The sequence below is a fragment of the Candidatus Competibacteraceae bacterium genome (genome assembly GCA_016699715.1).
Classification (GTDB): Bacteria; Pseudomonadota; Gammaproteobacteria; order Competibacterales; family Competibacteraceae; genus Competibacter.
The window spans coordinates 3,458,225-3,475,386 of sequence record CP065007.1; the positions used below are offsets into that span (position 1 = coordinate 3,458,225).

Annotated in this window: 14 protein-coding genes and 1 pseudogene; 12 read left to right on the top strand and 3 right to left on the bottom strand. The window is 57.0% G+C overall.

The window, feature by feature from the left end:
• Window positions 1–7: 7 nt before the first annotated feature.
• The 6 genes from IPM89_15630 to IPM89_15655 all read left to right on the top strand — a co-directional run bounded on the left by IPM89_15630 (window position 8) and on the right by IPM89_15655 (window position 6,892).
• Complete coding sequence (locus IPM89_15630; protein QQS54208.1) at window positions 8–1,297, top strand: MFS transporter; 1,290 nt, start codon at window positions 8–10, stop codon at window positions 1,295–1,297.
• A 135-nt stretch (window positions 1,298–1,432) separates the two neighbouring features.
• Window positions 1,433–1,630, top strand: a complete 198-nt coding sequence (locus IPM89_15635) for a hypothetical protein (GenBank protein ID QQS54209.1) — start codon at window positions 1,433–1,435, stop codon at window positions 1,628–1,630.
• Between the two features lie 3 nt (window positions 1,631–1,633).
• Entirely contained in the window at window positions 1,634–2,308 is a 675-nt protein-coding gene (locus IPM89_15640) for a winged helix-turn-helix domain-containing protein (GenBank protein ID QQS54210.1), read from the top strand.
• 15 nt (window positions 2,309–2,323) lie between these two features.
• Window positions 2,324–4,315, top strand: coding sequence for a DNA sulfur modification protein DndD (dndD, locus tag IPM89_15645; protein ID QQS54211.1), 1,992 nt, complete (start codon window positions 2,324–2,326; stop codon window positions 4,313–4,315).
• 3 nt (window positions 4,316–4,318) lie between these two features.
• Window positions 4,319–5,848 (top strand): DndE family protein, encoded by a 1,530-nt coding sequence (locus tag IPM89_15650; protein ID QQS54212.1) that lies wholly within the window; start codon window positions 4,319–4,321, stop codon window positions 5,846–5,848.
• Between the two features lie 12 nt (window positions 5,849–5,860).
• The gene (locus IPM89_15655) at window positions 5,861–6,892 is read left to right on the top strand and encodes an Eco57I restriction-modification methylase domain-containing protein (protein QQS54213.1); all 1,032 of its coding nucleotides are present in this window, start codon (window positions 5,861–5,863) and stop codon (window positions 6,890–6,892) included.
• A gap of 2 nt (window positions 6,893–6,894) precedes the next feature.
• Here IPM89_15655 and IPM89_15660 read toward each other — a convergent pair whose 3' ends face one another.
• Entirely contained in the window at window positions 6,895–8,190 is a 1,296-nt protein-coding gene (locus IPM89_15660) for an ISNCY family transposase (GenBank protein ID QQS55973.1), read from the bottom strand.
• A 100-nt stretch (window positions 8,191–8,290) separates the two neighbouring features.
• On the opposite strand from IPM89_15660, the gene IPM89_15665 reads away from it, so the two are divergent.
• Genes IPM89_15665 through IPM89_15675 form a run of 3 tightly spaced genes read left to right on the top strand, consistent with a single transcriptional unit; the run spans window position 8,291 to window position 9,756 of the window.
• Window positions 8,291–9,004 (top strand): hypothetical protein, encoded by a 714-nt coding sequence (locus IPM89_15665; GenBank protein QQS54214.1) that lies wholly within the window; start codon window positions 8,291–8,293, stop codon window positions 9,002–9,004.
• Window positions 9,001–9,384 (top strand): hypothetical protein, encoded by a 384-nt coding sequence (locus IPM89_15670; GenBank protein ID QQS54215.1) that lies wholly within the window; start codon window positions 9,001–9,003, stop codon window positions 9,382–9,384. Before IPM89_15665 ends, IPM89_15670 begins: the two co-directional genes overlap by 4 nt.
• Before the next feature lie 9 nt (window positions 9,385–9,393).
• A complete protein-coding gene (locus IPM89_15675; protein QQS55974.1) occupies window positions 9,394–9,756 on the top strand; it encodes a hypothetical protein in 363 nt (120 codons plus the stop codon).
• Between the two features lie 9 nt (window positions 9,757–9,765).
• Here IPM89_15675 and IPM89_15680 read toward each other — a convergent pair.
• A pseudogene (locus IPM89_15680) lies at window positions 9,766–10,509 on the bottom strand (IS1 family transposase).
• 252 nt (window positions 10,510–10,761) lie between these two features.
• Between IPM89_15680 and IPM89_15685 the strand changes: the two are divergent.
• Complete coding sequence (locus IPM89_15685) at window positions 10,762–12,702, top strand: sulfatase-like hydrolase/transferase (protein QQS54216.1); 1,941 nt, start codon at window positions 10,762–10,764, stop codon at window positions 12,700–12,702.
• A 172-nt stretch (window positions 12,703–12,874) separates the two neighbouring features.
• Here IPM89_15685 and IPM89_15690 read toward each other — a convergent pair whose 3' ends face one another.
• The gene (locus IPM89_15690) at window positions 12,875–13,981 is read right to left on the bottom strand and encodes an IS4 family transposase (protein ID QQS54217.1); all 1,107 of its coding nucleotides are present in this window, start codon (window positions 13,979–13,981) and stop codon (window positions 12,875–12,877) included.
• A 497-nt stretch (window positions 13,982–14,478) separates the two neighbouring features.
• Here IPM89_15690 and IPM89_15695 point away from each other — a divergent pair, with 497 nt between their 5' ends.
• A complete protein-coding gene (locus IPM89_15695; protein ID QQS54218.1) occupies window positions 14,479–15,606 on the top strand; it encodes an IS1 family transposase in 1,128 nt (375 codons plus the stop codon).
• A 67-nt stretch (window positions 15,607–15,673) separates the two neighbouring features.
• Window positions 15,674–17,062 (top strand): IS701 family transposase, encoded by a 1,389-nt coding sequence (locus tag IPM89_15700; protein ID QQS54219.1) that lies wholly within the window; start codon window positions 15,674–15,676, stop codon window positions 17,060–17,062.
• Window positions 17,063–17,162: the final 100 nt, after the last annotated feature.

The following is a 17,162-nucleotide window of genomic DNA, read 5'->3' on the forward strand; positions in this document are numbered from 1 at the left end:
GTTCGGGGTGCGCTTCTACTATCCCGTTTTCGCGGTGCTGTTCCTCGATTTTGGCCTGAGCGTCGGCCAGTTCGCCGTGCTGAACGCGGTCTGGGCCGCGACCATCGTGTGCTGCGAGGTGCCGTCCGGGGCACTGGCGGACCTGGTGGGGCGACGGGCGCTGGTGGTGGCGGCCGGGGCGATCATGGTGGTGGAAATCGCCCTGCTGTGCTTCGTGCCGCTGGGCCATCCTCCGCTGATCTTCGCCGCGTTCCTGCTCAACCGCGTCCTCAGCGGCCTGGCCGAGGCGCTGGCCAGCGGCGCCGACGAGGCACTGGCCTACGACAGCCTGAAGGCGTGCGGACGGGCGGCCGACTGGCCAAAAGTGCTGGCGACGCTGATGCGCTGGAACTCGCTGGCCTTCGTGGCGGCGCTGGCGCTGGGCGCGTTCGTGTACGACGCGGCGGCCCTGCAAGCATTGCTGGGCGGACTAGGCTGGGAGGTGGCGCTCGATCCGCAAACCACCATGCGTTTTCCGCTGTACCTGACGCTGGCGACCGCCCTCGGCGCATGGTGGGCGGCGCTGGGGATGACGGAACCGGATGGACGGCCAGCCCGCTCCGATACATGGTCGGCGACCGTGGGCCAGGCACTGCGCGCGACGCTGGGCGCCGGCCGCTGGATTCTGGCGACGCCGTTCGCCTGGGTGATCATCGCCGGCGGGATGCTGTTCGATCATCTCGCCCGGCTGTTCGTGACCCTGAACAGCACTTATTTCCGCCTGATCGGCCTGCCGGATGCCAGTTTTGGCCTGATCGGGGCCGGCATCGCCTTGCTCGGTGTCGCCTTGGCCCGGCTGGCGCCGGCCTTGAGCCGCCGTTCGCCCGCTTTCAATTTCGCGCTGCTCGCCGTGCTCTGCCTGCTGGGGCTGGCCGGCGCGGCGCTGGCACTGCCGTTCGGGCTGGGACTGGTGCCGGTGGCGCTGATCCACGGCGCGCTGCTGTTGACCGGCTATCTGGTCAGCCACTACCTCAACGCCGTCACCGATTCCGCCCAACGGGCGACGGTGCTGAGCTTCAAGGGGTTGGTGTTTAATCTGGGTTATGGCGCGCTCGGTCTGCTGTATGCGGGCCTTTTGGCGATGCTGCGCGACTCGGCTGGCTCGCCGATGAGCGAGGAAGGCGTGTTCCAGGCGTCCCTGCCCTGGCTGCTGGGCTATGGCGTGGTGGCCTGTCTGCTGTTCGCCGTACTGGTGGTGGTCTCAGGAAACGGACAATTATGTGGCGCCGGGCATCGTCCGGCCGGTTCCGAAGATTGAGTGACCTCGCGCCTTGCGGGAGTGTCATGGTGGAACTGTCGATTCGGGTTCTGGTGTTACAATCGTTCCATGTCAAATTCGTGCATCAGATGCTGGATGTGGTTTTGAGGCATCAATCACCGGGAGTCCCGAATCATGAAGCTGCCGCCAGAAGACCAGCGACTCCTTGAAGAACTCTGCCAGCAGCACGGCGTGAGCGCAGCCAAGGTGCTGCAACTTCTGAAGACAGTGCGAGAGTACGAATTCAAGGGCCGTCGCGCTGGTGTCTACAATGCTCTAAAGGACATCCTCAGTACCCACTACCCCACGTCCGCCGCGAACCCGGAGCCATAACCAATGGATGAACAGGAACTGATCGAGAATCCTGAAGTCCTGCTGGCGCTGGTTCAAAAATCTGTCCAGCATCTTATCGAACAGCGCCCGGATACCGCCGAACAGGAAGCGCAGTTGCGGGCGGTCGCCAAGGCTATCGAGCAATTGGAAAAACAGCGGGTGCCGGTTCCCGATAGCCTGCGGCAGACGAAGATGAACTTGGTGGCCGAAATCGGCCACCAAGACCAGTTTGAACGGCAACTCAGGAAGCTGGGCGACAGTCTTGCCGAAGCGTTGGAGATAATCGAAGAAGCAATCGGCAAGCCGCGATCAGAAGGAAAGCCGCAGAAGAAATCGACCCCGCACCAGCGTCGTCCACGAAATAGCGACGAGCCGGTAACTCCGCAGTCGGTTCTCAGAGGGTATATTATCCAAGCGCTCAAGGAATTTGGCGGCTCTGCACGCACTTCTGATGTCTTGGAACGAATACAAGAGATGTTGAAGGATCGGTTAACACCAAGAGATCTTGAAACACGGAGCGATGGTCGAGCAATCGTTTGGGAAAATAATGCGCGCTGGGAACGTGCAGCCATGATTAGGGAAGGACTCCTGCGTAACGATTCCAAATTCGGCTATTGGGAACTCAACCCAGACTACGCTTCTGGTCTTGAAAAAACAAAGGGTTATACAACTATCTAACTCTAAGAACCCACCATGAGATTCAATCGACTGGCCATTGAAGGCTACAAATCCTTCCGCTACTCCACTGAAATCCTCTTTCCCACCAGCCAGGACGGCAAAAGCATCTTCCTGATCGGCGGCATGAACGGTGCGGGTAAAACCTCGTTCATGGAAGCCATCAACCTCTGCCTGTACGGCGCCAAGGCTGACCTGATCTTCAACGCCATCAACCGCCAGGAAAAAGCCGCCGGTAATTTGAGCGTCGCCTTTGAACTCACGCTGGAAACCGACGAAGGCGTGGAAATCATCGTCAAACGCGCCTGGTCCGCCGGCGCAACCCCCAATCCCAAACCCAAAGACCTTGAAGAAAGGCTTGTCGTGATCCGCGACGGCCAGCGGGTGTCCTTCCAGACCAAACAGATGTGGCAAGACTTCATCCGCGCTCTGATTCCGCCCGGCATCACCCCATTTTTCTTTTTCGACGGCGAGAAAATCCAGGAAATCGCCGCCGACGATCACTCCGAAGTGCGCTTGAAGAGTTCGCTGGAAGCGGCGCTGGGCATCGAATTTATCAACCGCCTGACCGACGACCTCCTCTACATCAAGAACCAGGAACGTCTGGGACACGTCGATATCTCCGATGCCGATCTGGAATTCAAACAGAGCGAACTAAAAAAGGAGCGCGGCAAACTGGAACGACGCAAGAAGGAACGCACCGAAGCGCAGGAAGATCTGGACGCCTTCCGGCAGCAATACGACGAGGCCAAAAAGCGTTTCCAGGCGACGTTCCACACCGAACCCGAAGCCCGCGAAACGATGCGGGAGAACGAAAAAAAACGCATCCAGGCATCCAACCGTCTCGGCCAGGTGGACAATGAAATCAAAAACCTGTGCGAAAAAATCCTGCCGCTGGCGGTGGCCGGCAAACTGTTCGGCGGTCTCAAGCGACGGATCGAAGCGGAACGCGGCTCGATCCAGCAGGACGCTATCCGCGACAACGCCGCTGCTCTCACTCAAACACTAATTCAAGCGGTGGAAGAACCGGAACCGCTCTACCGCGTCCCCCTGAACGCCGGACAGCGGACGGAATTGAAGCAACGCATCCTCAAGCTGCTGCAACAGGGGATGGGTCTGAACGAAGCCCGCGCCGTGCTCAATCTGTCCGAACGGGAAGCTGCCCGCATCCTGCACCGCATTGAGGAAGTCGAAAGTAGCGATATTTTCCGCATCACATCCCTCCTCGACGAAAAACGCAATCTGGATGCTGAAATCGAGCGACTTGACAGCACCCTGCAACCCAGCGCCAGCAGCGCCAACGAACGCGAATTGTTCGAGCAGCTTCAGGCTGAAATGGAAGGCTGCTCTACCCAGATCGGGCGCAAATCCGAACAACTACGGCTGCTGAATGAAGATATTCTGAATCTGGAAAAGCGGCTGCGTGAAATCGAAACGGAAATCTCCCGACTCTACGAACGCCACCACGTCTCGCGGGAGAAGGCCGAGTTCATTGCCGAATGCGACACCATCGCCAGCCTGCTCGGCCAGTTCATCGTTCGCTTGCGGCAGAACAAGGTTCACCTGTTGCAGGAGAAAACCTTCGAGATGTACCGCCAGCTATCCAGCAAAAGCGGCCTCATCAAGGACTTGCTGATCGACCCCAAAACCTACGAAGTCTCGCTGCACGACCGTCACGGCTCCGCCATTCGCAAATCGGGACTGTCCGCTGGCGAAAAGGAAATCTTCGCCATTTCCCTGCTCTGGGGCTTGGCGCAAACCAGCCAGTTGCGGCTGCCGATCATCATCGACACTCCGCTATCCCGCCTCGATAGCAGCCACCGCCAACACATCGTCCACGACTATTTCCCGAATGCTGGGGAACAGGTGGTCATTCTCTCCACCGACACCGAAGTGGACGCCACCTATTACGCGCAACTCGAGCCTTACCTGTCCGGTGCCGGGATGCTGGTCTTCGACCCGCGTCAGGAATTAACCGCTTTTCAGCCCGGCTACTTCTGGGAGCACTGAGTCATGGCCGACCGTCTCATGACTTCCATGGCCGCCGACGAGGTTTTGAACGCGCTCCGTCTGGAAACCAAGCTCGACAAAGCGGTGCTGGCGCGTCTGGCCTGCTGCCTGTCGCTGGCGCTGGATGGCAAGGATGTTCCACCGAGCGTGAATTTCAGCGGCGGCGAAATCCGCCGGTCGAGTTTTCTGGGTTCCGATGGCCCGGTCATCCAGGCTCTGATCGCCCATGCCCATGAGCGGCCGGATATCCCCGATGAGGAATGGTTCTCCAACCGCTCCATCGTCAAAAACCACATCGACCGAGGTTGCGCCCATCTCGAACAGTGGTTCAACGAATGCGGATGCGATGCCGGTTCACTGATCGAACGATTGCTGGAAGCCGTCGAATTCGAGGGGCGACGCGAACTCATGGGCCGCGAGCTGGAACTGCTGATCGGCCGCACGGCGCTGGAAAACCAGAACGTGATCGTGGAACTGAACAACACCGCTCGACATGCCAACTCTCACCTGGCGATCATGGGCAAACCGGGGGTTGGCAAGACCCAGTTCCTGCTGAAAATCCTGACCGACATCCGCATCCAGTCCAACTTTCAGACTCACTTTATCTACTTCGACTACAAGGGTGATGTGGTCGGCAACCCGCGCTTTCTCGATCTCGCCAAGGTGCAGCCCTACCGCTTGCTGCAAAGCGGCCAGAACCTGCCGATCAACCCCTTCGTACTACCCACCTATGACGAACAGACCATCAATGTATCCGCCCGCGAGAAAGCGGAAAGTTTCGCCTCGATCAGCGCCAAGCTGGGTGTGGTGCAAAAAGGCGCGTTGACCGAAGCCATCCGCGCCGGCTATGCCCAGCGCGCCGAAACCGACATGCCTTATCCCGACTTGCAGGACATTTTGGCCATCGCCGACCGGATGTATGAAGACCAGGGCAAGAGCGCCGATAGTCTGATCGAAATCCTGCGCGACCTCTCTACCTTCAATCTATTCTGGAAACATGGCGATGAAACCGCACCGCTGGAACGCCTGACCAACCGGACGCTACTGATCGACCTTCACGCCATGCCGGTGCTCAAGGAATTGGTCGCCTATCTGGTGATCGAGCGGTTATACAAGGAAATGACAGTATTGCCGGATAGCCCGGTGGAAAACAGCCGGCGCACGATCCGCACCATCCTGGTAATCGACGAAGCGCACAACTACCTAAACCAGAAAAACCTGTTCCTGGAGCGCATTATCCGTGAAGGCCGCTCCAAGGGCGTCGTGGTGTTCTTCGCCTCGCAGTCCCCCAACGACTACCAACAGAAATTCTTCAACTTCCAGGAGTTGCTGGAATTCGCCTATCTGTTCCAATGCGACGGCGTGTCCGCCAGCGCCATTCAGGACATTCTGGGCTGTAGCAGCAAGACCGCGAAAGACCTGCAAGTTGAAGTTGCACGGCTGGGACCCTGGCAGGTGATCAGCCGCAGTCAGGATCGGATCGAAGGATTTGTGAAGTTCGCGGCGGAAGCGTTTTATAAGAGCTACGGCTGACTTGTATTCAAAGTGAACCAACTCGCGCTTTCCCTTCTCGATCCTTCGGAATCCACCTGCCCCTCCGGCGACAGGAATTCGGAAGAACGCGGTGTGGTTTTCACCCGACGCGAGGTCGTCGATTTCATGCTCGATCTGGTCGGCTATACCACCGATCAACCGTTGCATCGTTTTCGCTTGATCGAGCCCGCTTTCGGCGACGGCGGTTTTCTCCTGCCCATCGTGGAACGCCTGTTGACCGCCTACCGGGCGCAGGTTCAAAACCATTTCACAATCGTTGCCGACCTCTCCGCCACCGTTCGCGCCGTCGAAGTGCATGGCGACAGTATCGAACGCACCCGCCCCCAACTCCTGACCGCACTCCGCCAGCACGGAGTATCCACGAAGGATGCCCACCAGCTTCTGGATAGATGGGTTGTCGAGGGCGATTTCCTCCTGATCGATCTTCCGCATACGTTCACTCACGCCGTGGGCAACCCTCCGTATGTCCGCCAAGAACTGATCCCGGACGTGCTGATGGCCCAATACCGGGCGCGATACCGCACGATCTACGACCGGGCGGATTTGTACGTCCCCTTCATCGAACGCTGCCTCACCCACCTCCAACCGGGCGGTGCGCTGAGTTTTATTTGCGCCGACCGGTGGATGAAGAATAAATACGGAGCGCCGCTGCGGGCACTGGTCGCGGGGCAATACCATCTGGCGTGCTACATCGACATGGTGGACACGCCCGCGTTCGATGCCGAGGTGATCGCCTATCCCGCCATCACTCTCATCAAGCGGGAAACGCCCGGCCCGACGCGCATCGCCCACCGCCCCCGGATCGACCGCGACACCCTGGCGAAACTGGCTCAAGCCCTGCGCGCCACCTCTGCTCCCGAAGGCAGCGGTATCGTGGAGATCGCGGGCGTTGCCAAAAGCCGCGATCCCTGGATCTTGCAATCCTTTGATCGGCTAGCCATCGCACGTCGTCTCGAGGCCGATTTCCCCGCCTTGGAAGAGGCCGGCTGCAAGGTCGGAATCCAGCAATTCTCATTTTGGTGATTTCACCCGGTTTCGGGTTGTAGGGGAGCCGGCTCGAAGCTTTGCAGCATGAACGCCATCAAGGCTTCCCAGCTTTCGAAACACAGGTAACTGGTCAAGGTGCGGATATCACCGAACAAGCGTTGTCGGGAAGGCAGTTTCCGGCGCAGCAATTGGTATGGGTCGTCCATCCACTCCAGCACGGTATGGACCAGAAAGGCCAGGATGATGAGGCTGGCCAACACCGACGACAAATGCCGCTGGCCGTGGCCGTAGTTGTGCTCGAAGTGATAGCCTTTGGTTTTCAAGGTGTTGTTGTTTTCATTTTCGATTTTCCACCGGCTGCGCCCGGCCGCGACGACCTCGGGCACCTGGCGGTCATCGAGTGCCAAGGACGTGGCAAAGCTGTTGTGATACAACACGTTGCCGTTTTCATCGGTGGTGGTGAGCTCACACCAGTTGACCAACAGGGCATCCTCCCCATCGCGCAGGGGAATCGCTTGCACATAGCGATAGGTGTCGATCTCGCGCCGTTGGCCGGTCCACCGCCGGCGGACTACGGTTTTGACGGCGCCGCCCCGCTCCAGAAACGCCAACCACTCAGCGACGATGGCATGGGAATCGGGTTTGCACACCAGGATGAAGTCAAGGCCCCGGTTCACCGCCTCGCGGCAGAACGGTTCGTGGCAGTACAAATCGTCGCCCAGGAGGGTGATCTTCAACGGGCTATAGTCATCCCCCCATGCGGCCAGCCAGCGCTTGGCGGCGTTGAGTTCGCAGTCTTGCTTCTCCGCGCCGTCCTGCGGACGGACGAATTCCGGCGCCAGCGGAATGACTTTGTCCAACCCCGGCTTCACCAGGACGGGGGTCAGGGCGGTATGGCTATAGGTCACCGCGCCGTTGGGGTGCTGCCGGACCGCGCACTGCGGGCAATGAATCGCGGCCGAGGAAAAATACTGCACCCCATCGAAGGCCAGCAGCAGGGTCTGGTTCACCGAACGATAAGTGTCCACCACGCCCGCCTGATGCAACGCCTGGAACAGAAAGGAAAACAACGGTGTTACCTGCCCCGGTTCGGTGGCGTCCAGCAAGTGGCGAATCTGATTGTCCGACGGGATTTGATGGACCCCAAACAGGGTCTGCGCGTTATTTTTACCCACCCGCTGGTCCAGGCTGCGCTGGTATTCCAAAAACGACGGACTCTGCATGAAGAACACCGAGAAGGCGCTCAACCCCGCGTCCACCAGCGTGTAGCGCGTGTTCTTCCCCCGGCGCGGATCGGTAAACTGCTCGAAGGTCCGGCGGATTTGTTTCGTAATGTCGTCCAACGTCAGGACGGCGCGACCAAACGGTACGCTCATCAAGGTACTTCCAGTCAAGGGAGGCGGCTACTCTAGCGAGTCATCGCCAAAATGAGAATTGCTGGTCGGAATCGGAGTCGCCACCGGCGCCGATACGGTGTTCATTGGTCCATTTGATCGACTGGACGTGGAACCGGACCGCAAATTGCCGTTGGTCAAGACTCGGGATATTCAGGGTGGAAACGTGGAGTGGCGAGGGCTTGGCGTCATCAACCCGTTCCGCAACGAGGGTTCCCTGGTCGCGCTCGCCGACTATCCTCGGCTTGCGCGCTATTTCGAGCGACACGCCGATGTGATGCGCCAGCGGCACTGCGCGAAACGGAACCCCAAGAGCTGGTACCGAACCATTGATCGAATCAACCCGGACCTAACCAGCCAGCCCAAGCTGCTCATCCCCGACATCAAGGGAGACGCTCACATTGTGTACGAAGCCGGCCATTTCTACCCGCACCACAACCTGTATTTCATCACCTCCGATGAATGGGATTTGCAGGCGCTGCAAGCGGTGCTCCAGTCGGGTATCGCCAAACTCTTCGTGTCGATCTACTCAACCCGGATGCGGGGCGGCTATCTGCGATTTCAGGCCCAATACCTCCGACGGATCAGGCTCCCGCGCTGGCGTGATGTACCGGAAAGCATCCGCCAAATGCTGGTGGATGCGGTCCGGGCAGGCGATGTCGAGACATGCAACCATGCGGCTTTCGACTTGTACCGACTCACCGCCGAAGAGCGGGCGGCGATAGGCGGTAACGGCGCACGGGACAACGCATGACGCTTGATTTGGCCGATTACCCAACCAAAGCCCGAGCAGCCATCAAGGCATTCTGGGGAAACCGTGAGCTTGCCCGCCGGAAGCAGCGAGAGAGTGGTGGAGCCGATCAGGGCGAGCGGGCTGGGGTCACGGCCGGGAAAAACATGGATGGTTTTCTGTCCCTGACTCGGGATATCGTGCGTTTGAACGGCCTGGAACAGGCCGATATTTGCTTGCAACGCCGAGTGCTCACGCTTCCCGGTTTTTTCCGCCCCACCAAACTTTGGGATGTGTTGGTCATGAACAACGGGCGCTTGGTTGCCGCCATCGAGTTCAAGAGTCAAGTCGGGCCATCGTTCGGCAACAATTTCAACAACCGAGTTGATACCAATTCTGAATAGGTTTTCGTCATTCCCGCGAATGCGGGAATCCAGGCCGCCGCTGAAAAACGGGATACCCGCTTTCGCGGGTATGACGAACAGGGTGGTTATTGGCCTCCGAAAAGAACAAAACCTATCGGGAAACGATATGAGGAAGCCATCGGTACCGCCTTCGACCTGCGAACAGCCTATCGCGAAGGCGCCTTTGGGGATAACCCCCGTCCGTTCGTAGGTTGGCTGATGTTGGTCGAGGACTGCGAAGGCTCCCGGTCCTCAGTTCAGGATCGCTCCCCACATTTCCCGGTGTTCAAGGAATTCAACGGTGCTTCCTATGCGGGCCGTTACAACATTCTGTGCCGGAAACTCGTTCAGGAACAATTGGTAGTGTTCTAAATTTGGATATCACACTAAAATACCAAATTCGTACCGATTAACGAAGAGACCGATGACGATATCATGCATTTTATCCAGTTTGGGAAAACAGATCGTTTTTCGAGCCAATCGCTTAATACGGGTCCGTAGGGTTAAATGTTTTCGTTCGATCTTCTGGGTACCGCTTTTAGCGATCACCCGTTGATCGGCGGGGAGGTGGCGTTCGTAGGCTCCCCAATCATCCGTGTAAAATTGTGTGATGCCAAACGGCTCCAGGAGGGCTTTTAAGGCCAGGAACGAGGGGTCTTTTCGGTCACCGAAGACATAGGCGAGCACTTCGCCGGTGGCATGGTCGATGGCATGCCATAATCAGCGCTGGTTTTCCTTGTTGCGAACATCACTCCACATTTCGTCCAGTTCTGCACTTTCAATACGTTAAATATCAACGAGAATATGCTTTGGATTCAGCTGTTCCAGGACGGCATGATGGACCGATTCGAAACTGGATTCTTTTTTTTATTCGCTGATCACCGTGCTTGGACCGATATGGAGAACCCGCGCTGTATCCCGAATGCCGCTGCCGTTTAACGCCATCTCGGTCATCTGTTTTTTAATAGTGGGCATCCGACCAAGATCGTCATAATCCAAAATAAAAGTTTGAGCGGAACAATCTGGATTTCGGCACAGATAACGCTGTTTTTCGTTCGCGGTTTGGCCGCGTTTAACCACATGATCTCGACCACAATGTGGACAGCAAACCGGTACTAAAACCATAACCTCTTTCTCCCAACGCACTGTGATTGAATCATGTCAATCATTACTATTTATTCATGAAATTCAGTGAGTAATGATGCAATATCCAAATTTAGAACACCGCCCCCAACGAAATCTTCACCCCGCTGATCGGATAATACCCAGTCACTACGCTGCCGAAACCACTAGACTACTAAAAGCTGTTTCGTATGAATTGATTGAAATCCGCGATCACGCAACGTAACGTAACGTAACGTAACGAAGGTATTATCCATGAAGAAACTACTGTTCCTGAAATCGCTCTCTGCTACGAAGCTTAAAACCGCCTGCTCGGTACTGGCGCTGACAGCCTGTCTGGCCATCGGCAGCGCCCAAGCCGCCGACCAGGGATCTCGCCACCACGCCCAGGGCCAGTACGATACCGTTACCGCCACCTATGGGGTAGTCGAGGGTGATGAACTGATTGTGATCGGCGAACGCTTCCAGGTTCCGGTGGACACCCTGAAGGCGCGGAACAAACTAACCTCGGACGAGATCAAGCCCGGTCAGAAGCTGACCATCGGAAGCCCTGCCAACGCTGCCAGTGGCAAGAAACCCAACATCCTGTTCATCATGGGCGACGACATCGGCATCATGAACGTCGGCGCCTACCACCAGGGTCTGATGGTCGGGGAGACGCCCAACCTTGACCGCCTGGCCAATGAGGGCGCAAGGTTCATGACCTATTATGCCGAGCAGAGCTGCACGGCCGGTCGTACCGCCTTCTTCACCGGCATGCATCCGTTGCGGGCGGGCATGGTCATGCCCCAACTGCCGGGCGCCACCAGCTACCTGTTACCCGGTACGCCGGCGCTTGCCAAGTTCCTGCTCGACCTCGGATACAACACCGGCGAGTTTGGCAAGAACCACTTGGGCGACCACGCGGCAGCGCTTCCGACGGCACACGGCTTCCAGGAGTTCTGGGGCTACCTGTATCACCTGGACGCCATGCAGGGGGTGAGCTTCCCGGATATCAACAGCTCCCCGACCGCTCAGACCGTTGTTCCGCCCTGTAAGAACACCCCGGTTAAGGGTCTCCCAGAGGTCCCCGGCGCCGTGGATCCGAAGACCACGCTCTGTATGACCCCGCCACGGCCGGTTATCGCGTGTACGTCCTCGGATGGCACTGAGAAGAACCAGAGCTGCAAGGACGAAGGGCCGCTGACGCTGGAACGTTCGAAGACCGTGGACGAGGAAATCTCCGCCAAGGTCATCGACTACCTCGACCGCAACGATCCCAAGAAAACCGGCAAGCCGTTCTTCGTCTGGTATAACCCGGCGCGCATGCACATCACCACCATGCTCTCGGACAAGTATCTGGACATGCTGGGTGAGAAGGGTGGCAAGGATTGGGGCATCAACGAAGCCGGCATGAAGCAGATGGACGACAACATCGGCTACGTGCTGAAAAAGCTGGAGGATATGGGCCAGCTCGACAACACCATCGTGGTCTTCACCACCGATAACGGCGCCGAGGCCATCACCTACCCGGACGGCGGCGTCACGCCCTTCAGAGGCGGCAAGCTCACCACATGGGAAGGCGGTATGCGGGCGCCGCTGCTCGTTCGCTGGCCAGGGCATGTCAAGGCCGGCACGAATCCGGACCAGATCTTCTCCTCGCTGGACTGGGTGCCCACCTTCGTCAATATCGCCGGCGGGCCTTCGGGTGATGGGCTGAAGAAGCAGATCGAGGCCGGCAAGTACCCCGGCATCGTCAAGACGACGCTCGATGGCGTCGATCAGCGGGATTACCTTGAAGGCAAGGGCGACTCCGCTCGCGACACGTTTTTCTACTACACCGGCCAACACCCATCGGCGGTGCGGTACAAGAACTGGAAGTTCTACTACACGATGGCGCCCTCGTCCTCGACGGGCGGGCTGACGGGCACGGTTACCTATCATTGGACCCAGGTCAACAACATTAAGCGGGACCCGTTTGAGCAAGCGGTCGCGGAGGATCAGAAAACCCTCCTCGGCTACGGTGGTGCACTGGCCGCGCCAAGCACGGCGTATATCTATGACTGGAACCTCCTGCCCATCGGGCAGTTGCTGTGGCTGAAGGAACTCGAGACGTATAAGACCTTCCCGTCGCTGCAGATGCCGGCGAGCTACAACCTGGATCAGGTCATCGAGGCGATCAAGGAAGCGAAGCACATCAGCCACGCGGGCGAGTAGCAGAGCACCTTAGAGGTTGTATTGTTTAGTGCGAAGTAATGAAGCGGGCGGCCTGAAAAAGTCGCCCGCTTTTTTGGGTGATTGCTGCGGTAGAGCCGCGTTTCTGGAATTCTATTCGAGCACTCTGTATTCCGTTTCATTGTACAGGACAAAATCATCTAACCAAATGAATTTACGTTAAAATTCTGCCGGGTGGCGTATTGGTTAGAGGTAGAAAACAGCGATTTTGAGGGCTCGATCCCAACCGTTTAAAGAGCGACTCCAGTGCCTGATGAAAAGCGTATTGCCGGGCGGATTCTTGGTGATGAAATAAACAACTTCTCAAATAATCTAATCCATAGCGAAAAAGACTTTGGGTGGGACGGCCATGTTTTTTGATCTTGATCGGTTTAATTTCATGGCGCCATTCACCAATAATATGCGCCCAACTAAATGCAATAGCGAGAAAAGCCATCCATTTTTCAAGTCGCTGGGGGTCAGTTATATGGGTGGATTCCAGATCGAATCCCCGAGTTTTTAAGCAAATGAAAAGCGTTTCGATCGGCCAGCGTTCCTTATAATTTTCCAACGCGGTTTCCGGTTGTTCTTGCGTTGCGAGAATAACGAATTCACCGTTGGCCATTTTCAGACCAATCACATAAAGAGAGTGCCCCCACACGGTTCGTTGGCCCGATAAAACCAGAGCGCTGCCACGGGGTAGGCCTCGAAAAAGATTTTCGGCGGAGACGGGGACCCCTCGGGAGTTAGAGATTTGCGTATTCTTTTTGATGCGTATTACGAATTTAATTTGATTTTCAATAAGATAACCAAACCATTGAATCCCAATAAACTCGCGATCCGCAAACAAGCAGGCGATCATTTGCGGGCCGAAAATCGTAAGGAATCGATTCATTAATGCTATTCTTTCTTGGGTATTTGAGTTGCCTTTTTTATCTAAAGCAACCCATAGTATAGGAAAAGCAGATCCGCGATAGACGACTCCTAAAACAAGGTAATTGATATTGACATCACCATATTTCCAATTGGTTCTATCGAGTGTCAATTTGAACTGAAGCACAGGAATGAGACTGGCAATGAACCGGGCGACTTGATTCAGGTCTAGAGAAAATTGACAAAAAAGTCGTTGAAGGCGTTTGTAATGAGAAGCCGGTTGCGCACGCCCAGGAAAGGTGACAGCAATCTTTGCGAGATTGACCGTTCCCATCTGGATGATTCCGATAATTAAATAGACAATGCAAGAGATACGCGCTCGGTTCCAGTGAAAATGATGATGAAGCATTTCTGCAAAGTGCCGGGTATTAAAAAAGGGGAATTCACGGAATTAACCTCGCCTGTTTTAGAATTAATGTTATCAATCAATTAGTTATGATAACAGCAACCTCGCGATCCTACTACCCTCAAAATAGCTGTTATTTTTTATCTTAATTTTCAGCAAGTTATTTTTGTCCTGTACAATGGTGTAACCTTAAAAATAACTATGCTGTTCAATAGGTTATGAAATTTATTTGGGAACAGGTCTATTAGACGAGTTGAAGAGCGCTTTTAATATGCTTTTGGATATTCCTAATGTTGAAGTCGATGAGATAGAAATTGATCGAGACGGGAATTCCGGTAGTGCCCCTTAACTTCCGTGATGAGCATACCCCTGTTTGAGGGGAGGTTGGCATCCTCGATAGGAGTCTTGTTCTTATCGAGGAGGTTACCTTGGACTGGGAGACGCTGTATTGCCCTAACAGCCGATGCGAACATTATGGAAAACCTTTTAAAATCGGACGGTTGGTTCGCAACGGCAGCAGTCGGGGCGAGCCTCAAGCCCGCTGTCAGGGGTGTGGAAGTAGCGTGACGTTGAGCTACGGTACGGCTTACTACGGGTTGGGGACGGACCCCTTCATCTTCGAGACCGCCTTGCGGGCATTGGCGGAGGGGAATTCGCTGCGCGCCACCGCCCGGATCGTCGAAGTGGATAAAGAACTGGTCAGGAATGGGTTGGATCGGGCCGCCCGCCAGTGCCGGGCCGGGATGCTGTATCTGTGGCGGGATCTCCCGGCGACCGAATGCCAACTGGATGCACTGTGGAGTTTCGTGCCTACCAAGCAAGAAAACCTGCCGGGCGCACAACACTATTTGGACAGTTATGGGGAGACTTGGGTGTGGTTGGCCTTTGCCCCCGTCTGGCGGTTGGTGCTGGGGTTTGTCGTGGGCAAACGCGATCAGGCCAGCGCCAACCGCTTGCTCGGACAAGTCGCTCAGGTGACTGACGCTCGTCTTCTGCCGCTGTTTACCAGCGATCAATGGGCTGCCTACCCCCAGGCGCTGTTGACGACCTATGGGGAATGGTACTGTCCACCCCGGCGCGGGACGCGCGGCGCTCATCCCAAACCGCGTCTGCGCGCCCGTGCCGATCTCTTGTATGCCCAAGTGATCAAGCAGCGCCGCCGAGGCCGGGTGATCGCGGTGCGGACCCAGGTGGTGTTCGGCGACCCGGCCGTCGTGACCGCCCGCTTGGCCCAATCCCCCGTGAGTAACACGATCAACACCAGCTTCGTCGAACGGGACAACCTGACCCAGCGGCAACAAAATCGCCGCCTCACCCGGCGGACCAATGGCTTTTCCAAGGACATCACCTGGCTGGAAAAACAGTTGTGGTTGTCGTTGGCGTACTACCATCTGATCTTGCCCCACGCCCGGTTGCGGACCCCCTTGCCGGCTCCCGAACCCACGCTCGGCACCGGCTCGCTTCGACGATGGCGTCCCAGCACCCCGGCGATGGCGGCCGGCATCACCGATCACCTGTGGACGGTCCGTGAACTCTTGTCGTACCGGGTATCGCCTCTTTACTGGCAAGAACAACCCCTCCTGGAAAAGTTGTTCCCCAGTTGGCCCGAGATTCATCACGGAAGTTAAGGGGCACTACCTAACTTTGATCAAAACACAAGATTCATAAGGTGGCGTATGAAAGAGACTTCTGCGGATGCCTCAAAAAAACTCGACCGCCTCTGCGGAAGTGGGATTGTTGGCCGGGATGGGTCAGCGATTCCTGGACTTTTGTGATCGCTTCCGAGGGCATTTCCGCCAGAAGACGCGGACGGTCGAGACGGCGGCTCAGCAGTATGTTCAGGGATTGATCCAGGCGGAAACCAAGAACATGGAACGCATAGAAGAGGTCGTTCCAAAGACTGACCATCAAACGTTGCAGCATATGGTGAGCGAATCGGCTTGGTCCGAACGCGCGATCCTCGATCAGGTGGCCCAAGATGCCAACCGGTTGTTGGGGAGGCATGAGGACAGCGCCTTGCTCATTGATGACAGTGGCGTACCCAAGAAGGGCACGCACTCCGTCGGGGTGGGCCGACAGTGGTGCGGTCAGTGGGGCAAAGTCGAGAACGGCCAAGTGGGGGTGTTTGCCGCGTTGAGCCGGGGCTCCGACGCGACGCTGATAGACGAACGATTGTTTTTGCCCGAAGACTGGACTCGTGATGCGGCGCGCTGTCAGGCAGCGGGCATTCCCAAGGCTCAGCGCAGCTTCCAGCGCAAAACCGACTTGGCTTTGGCCATGACCCTCCACGCCCGTCAGCAGGGGATCGGTTTTGCCTGGGTGGGTTTTGATGGCTTCTATGGCAGTGATCCGGCCTTCCTGCGCGCCCTTGAGGCGCAAGGCGAGGTTTTCGTCGGGGATGTGCATAAGGACCAGCGGATGTACCTGGCGGATCCGCAACCGATCGTCCCACCGCCTGCGCATCCGCGCGGTCGCCCGCCGCGGGTGCTTCAGGCGCAGACCCCCGCCCTGCGGGTCGACCACTGGGTTGCACAACAACCCCCGAGCGCTTGGCAACCCGTGACCTTGCGGGAAGGCACGAAAGGCGCGTTGCAGGTGGAGATGCTCCATCAACGGGTCTGGTTGTGGGATGGTGAAGAAGCCCAGGCGCGACCGTGGCACTTGATCGTGCGCCGGGAGATCGGGACGCCGACCGAGATCAAGTACAGCCTGAGCAATGCCCCTGCCGACACCTCCGTCGCCCGACTGGCGTTCATGCAAGGGCAGCGGTATTGGGTGGAACGCGCCCTGCCAACCAGCAAACCAGATGTCGGGCTGGGTGACTATCAAGTCCGGGGTTGGCGCGGCTGGCACCATCACATGGCGCTGGTCATGATGGCGATGCTGTTCCTGCTGGAAGAACGTCAGCTTCACCGGCAGACTCGACCGTTGTTGAGTGGCCGGGATATCCGCGCGTTGTTGAACCAGTTCTTGCCCCGGCGGGATACGACGCTGGAGGAGGTCCTCCACCAGATGGAAGTTCGCCACCGCAAACGTCAGGCCGCTATCGATTCTGCCTATCGTAAACAACAACTTAACCAATAGTGACATGTGTTCTGACAAAGTAGAATTAATCGGTACGAATTTGGTATTTTAGTGTCTCACGGTTCGCTTAAGCGAAGATCGACTTTTGAGAATTGAAAGT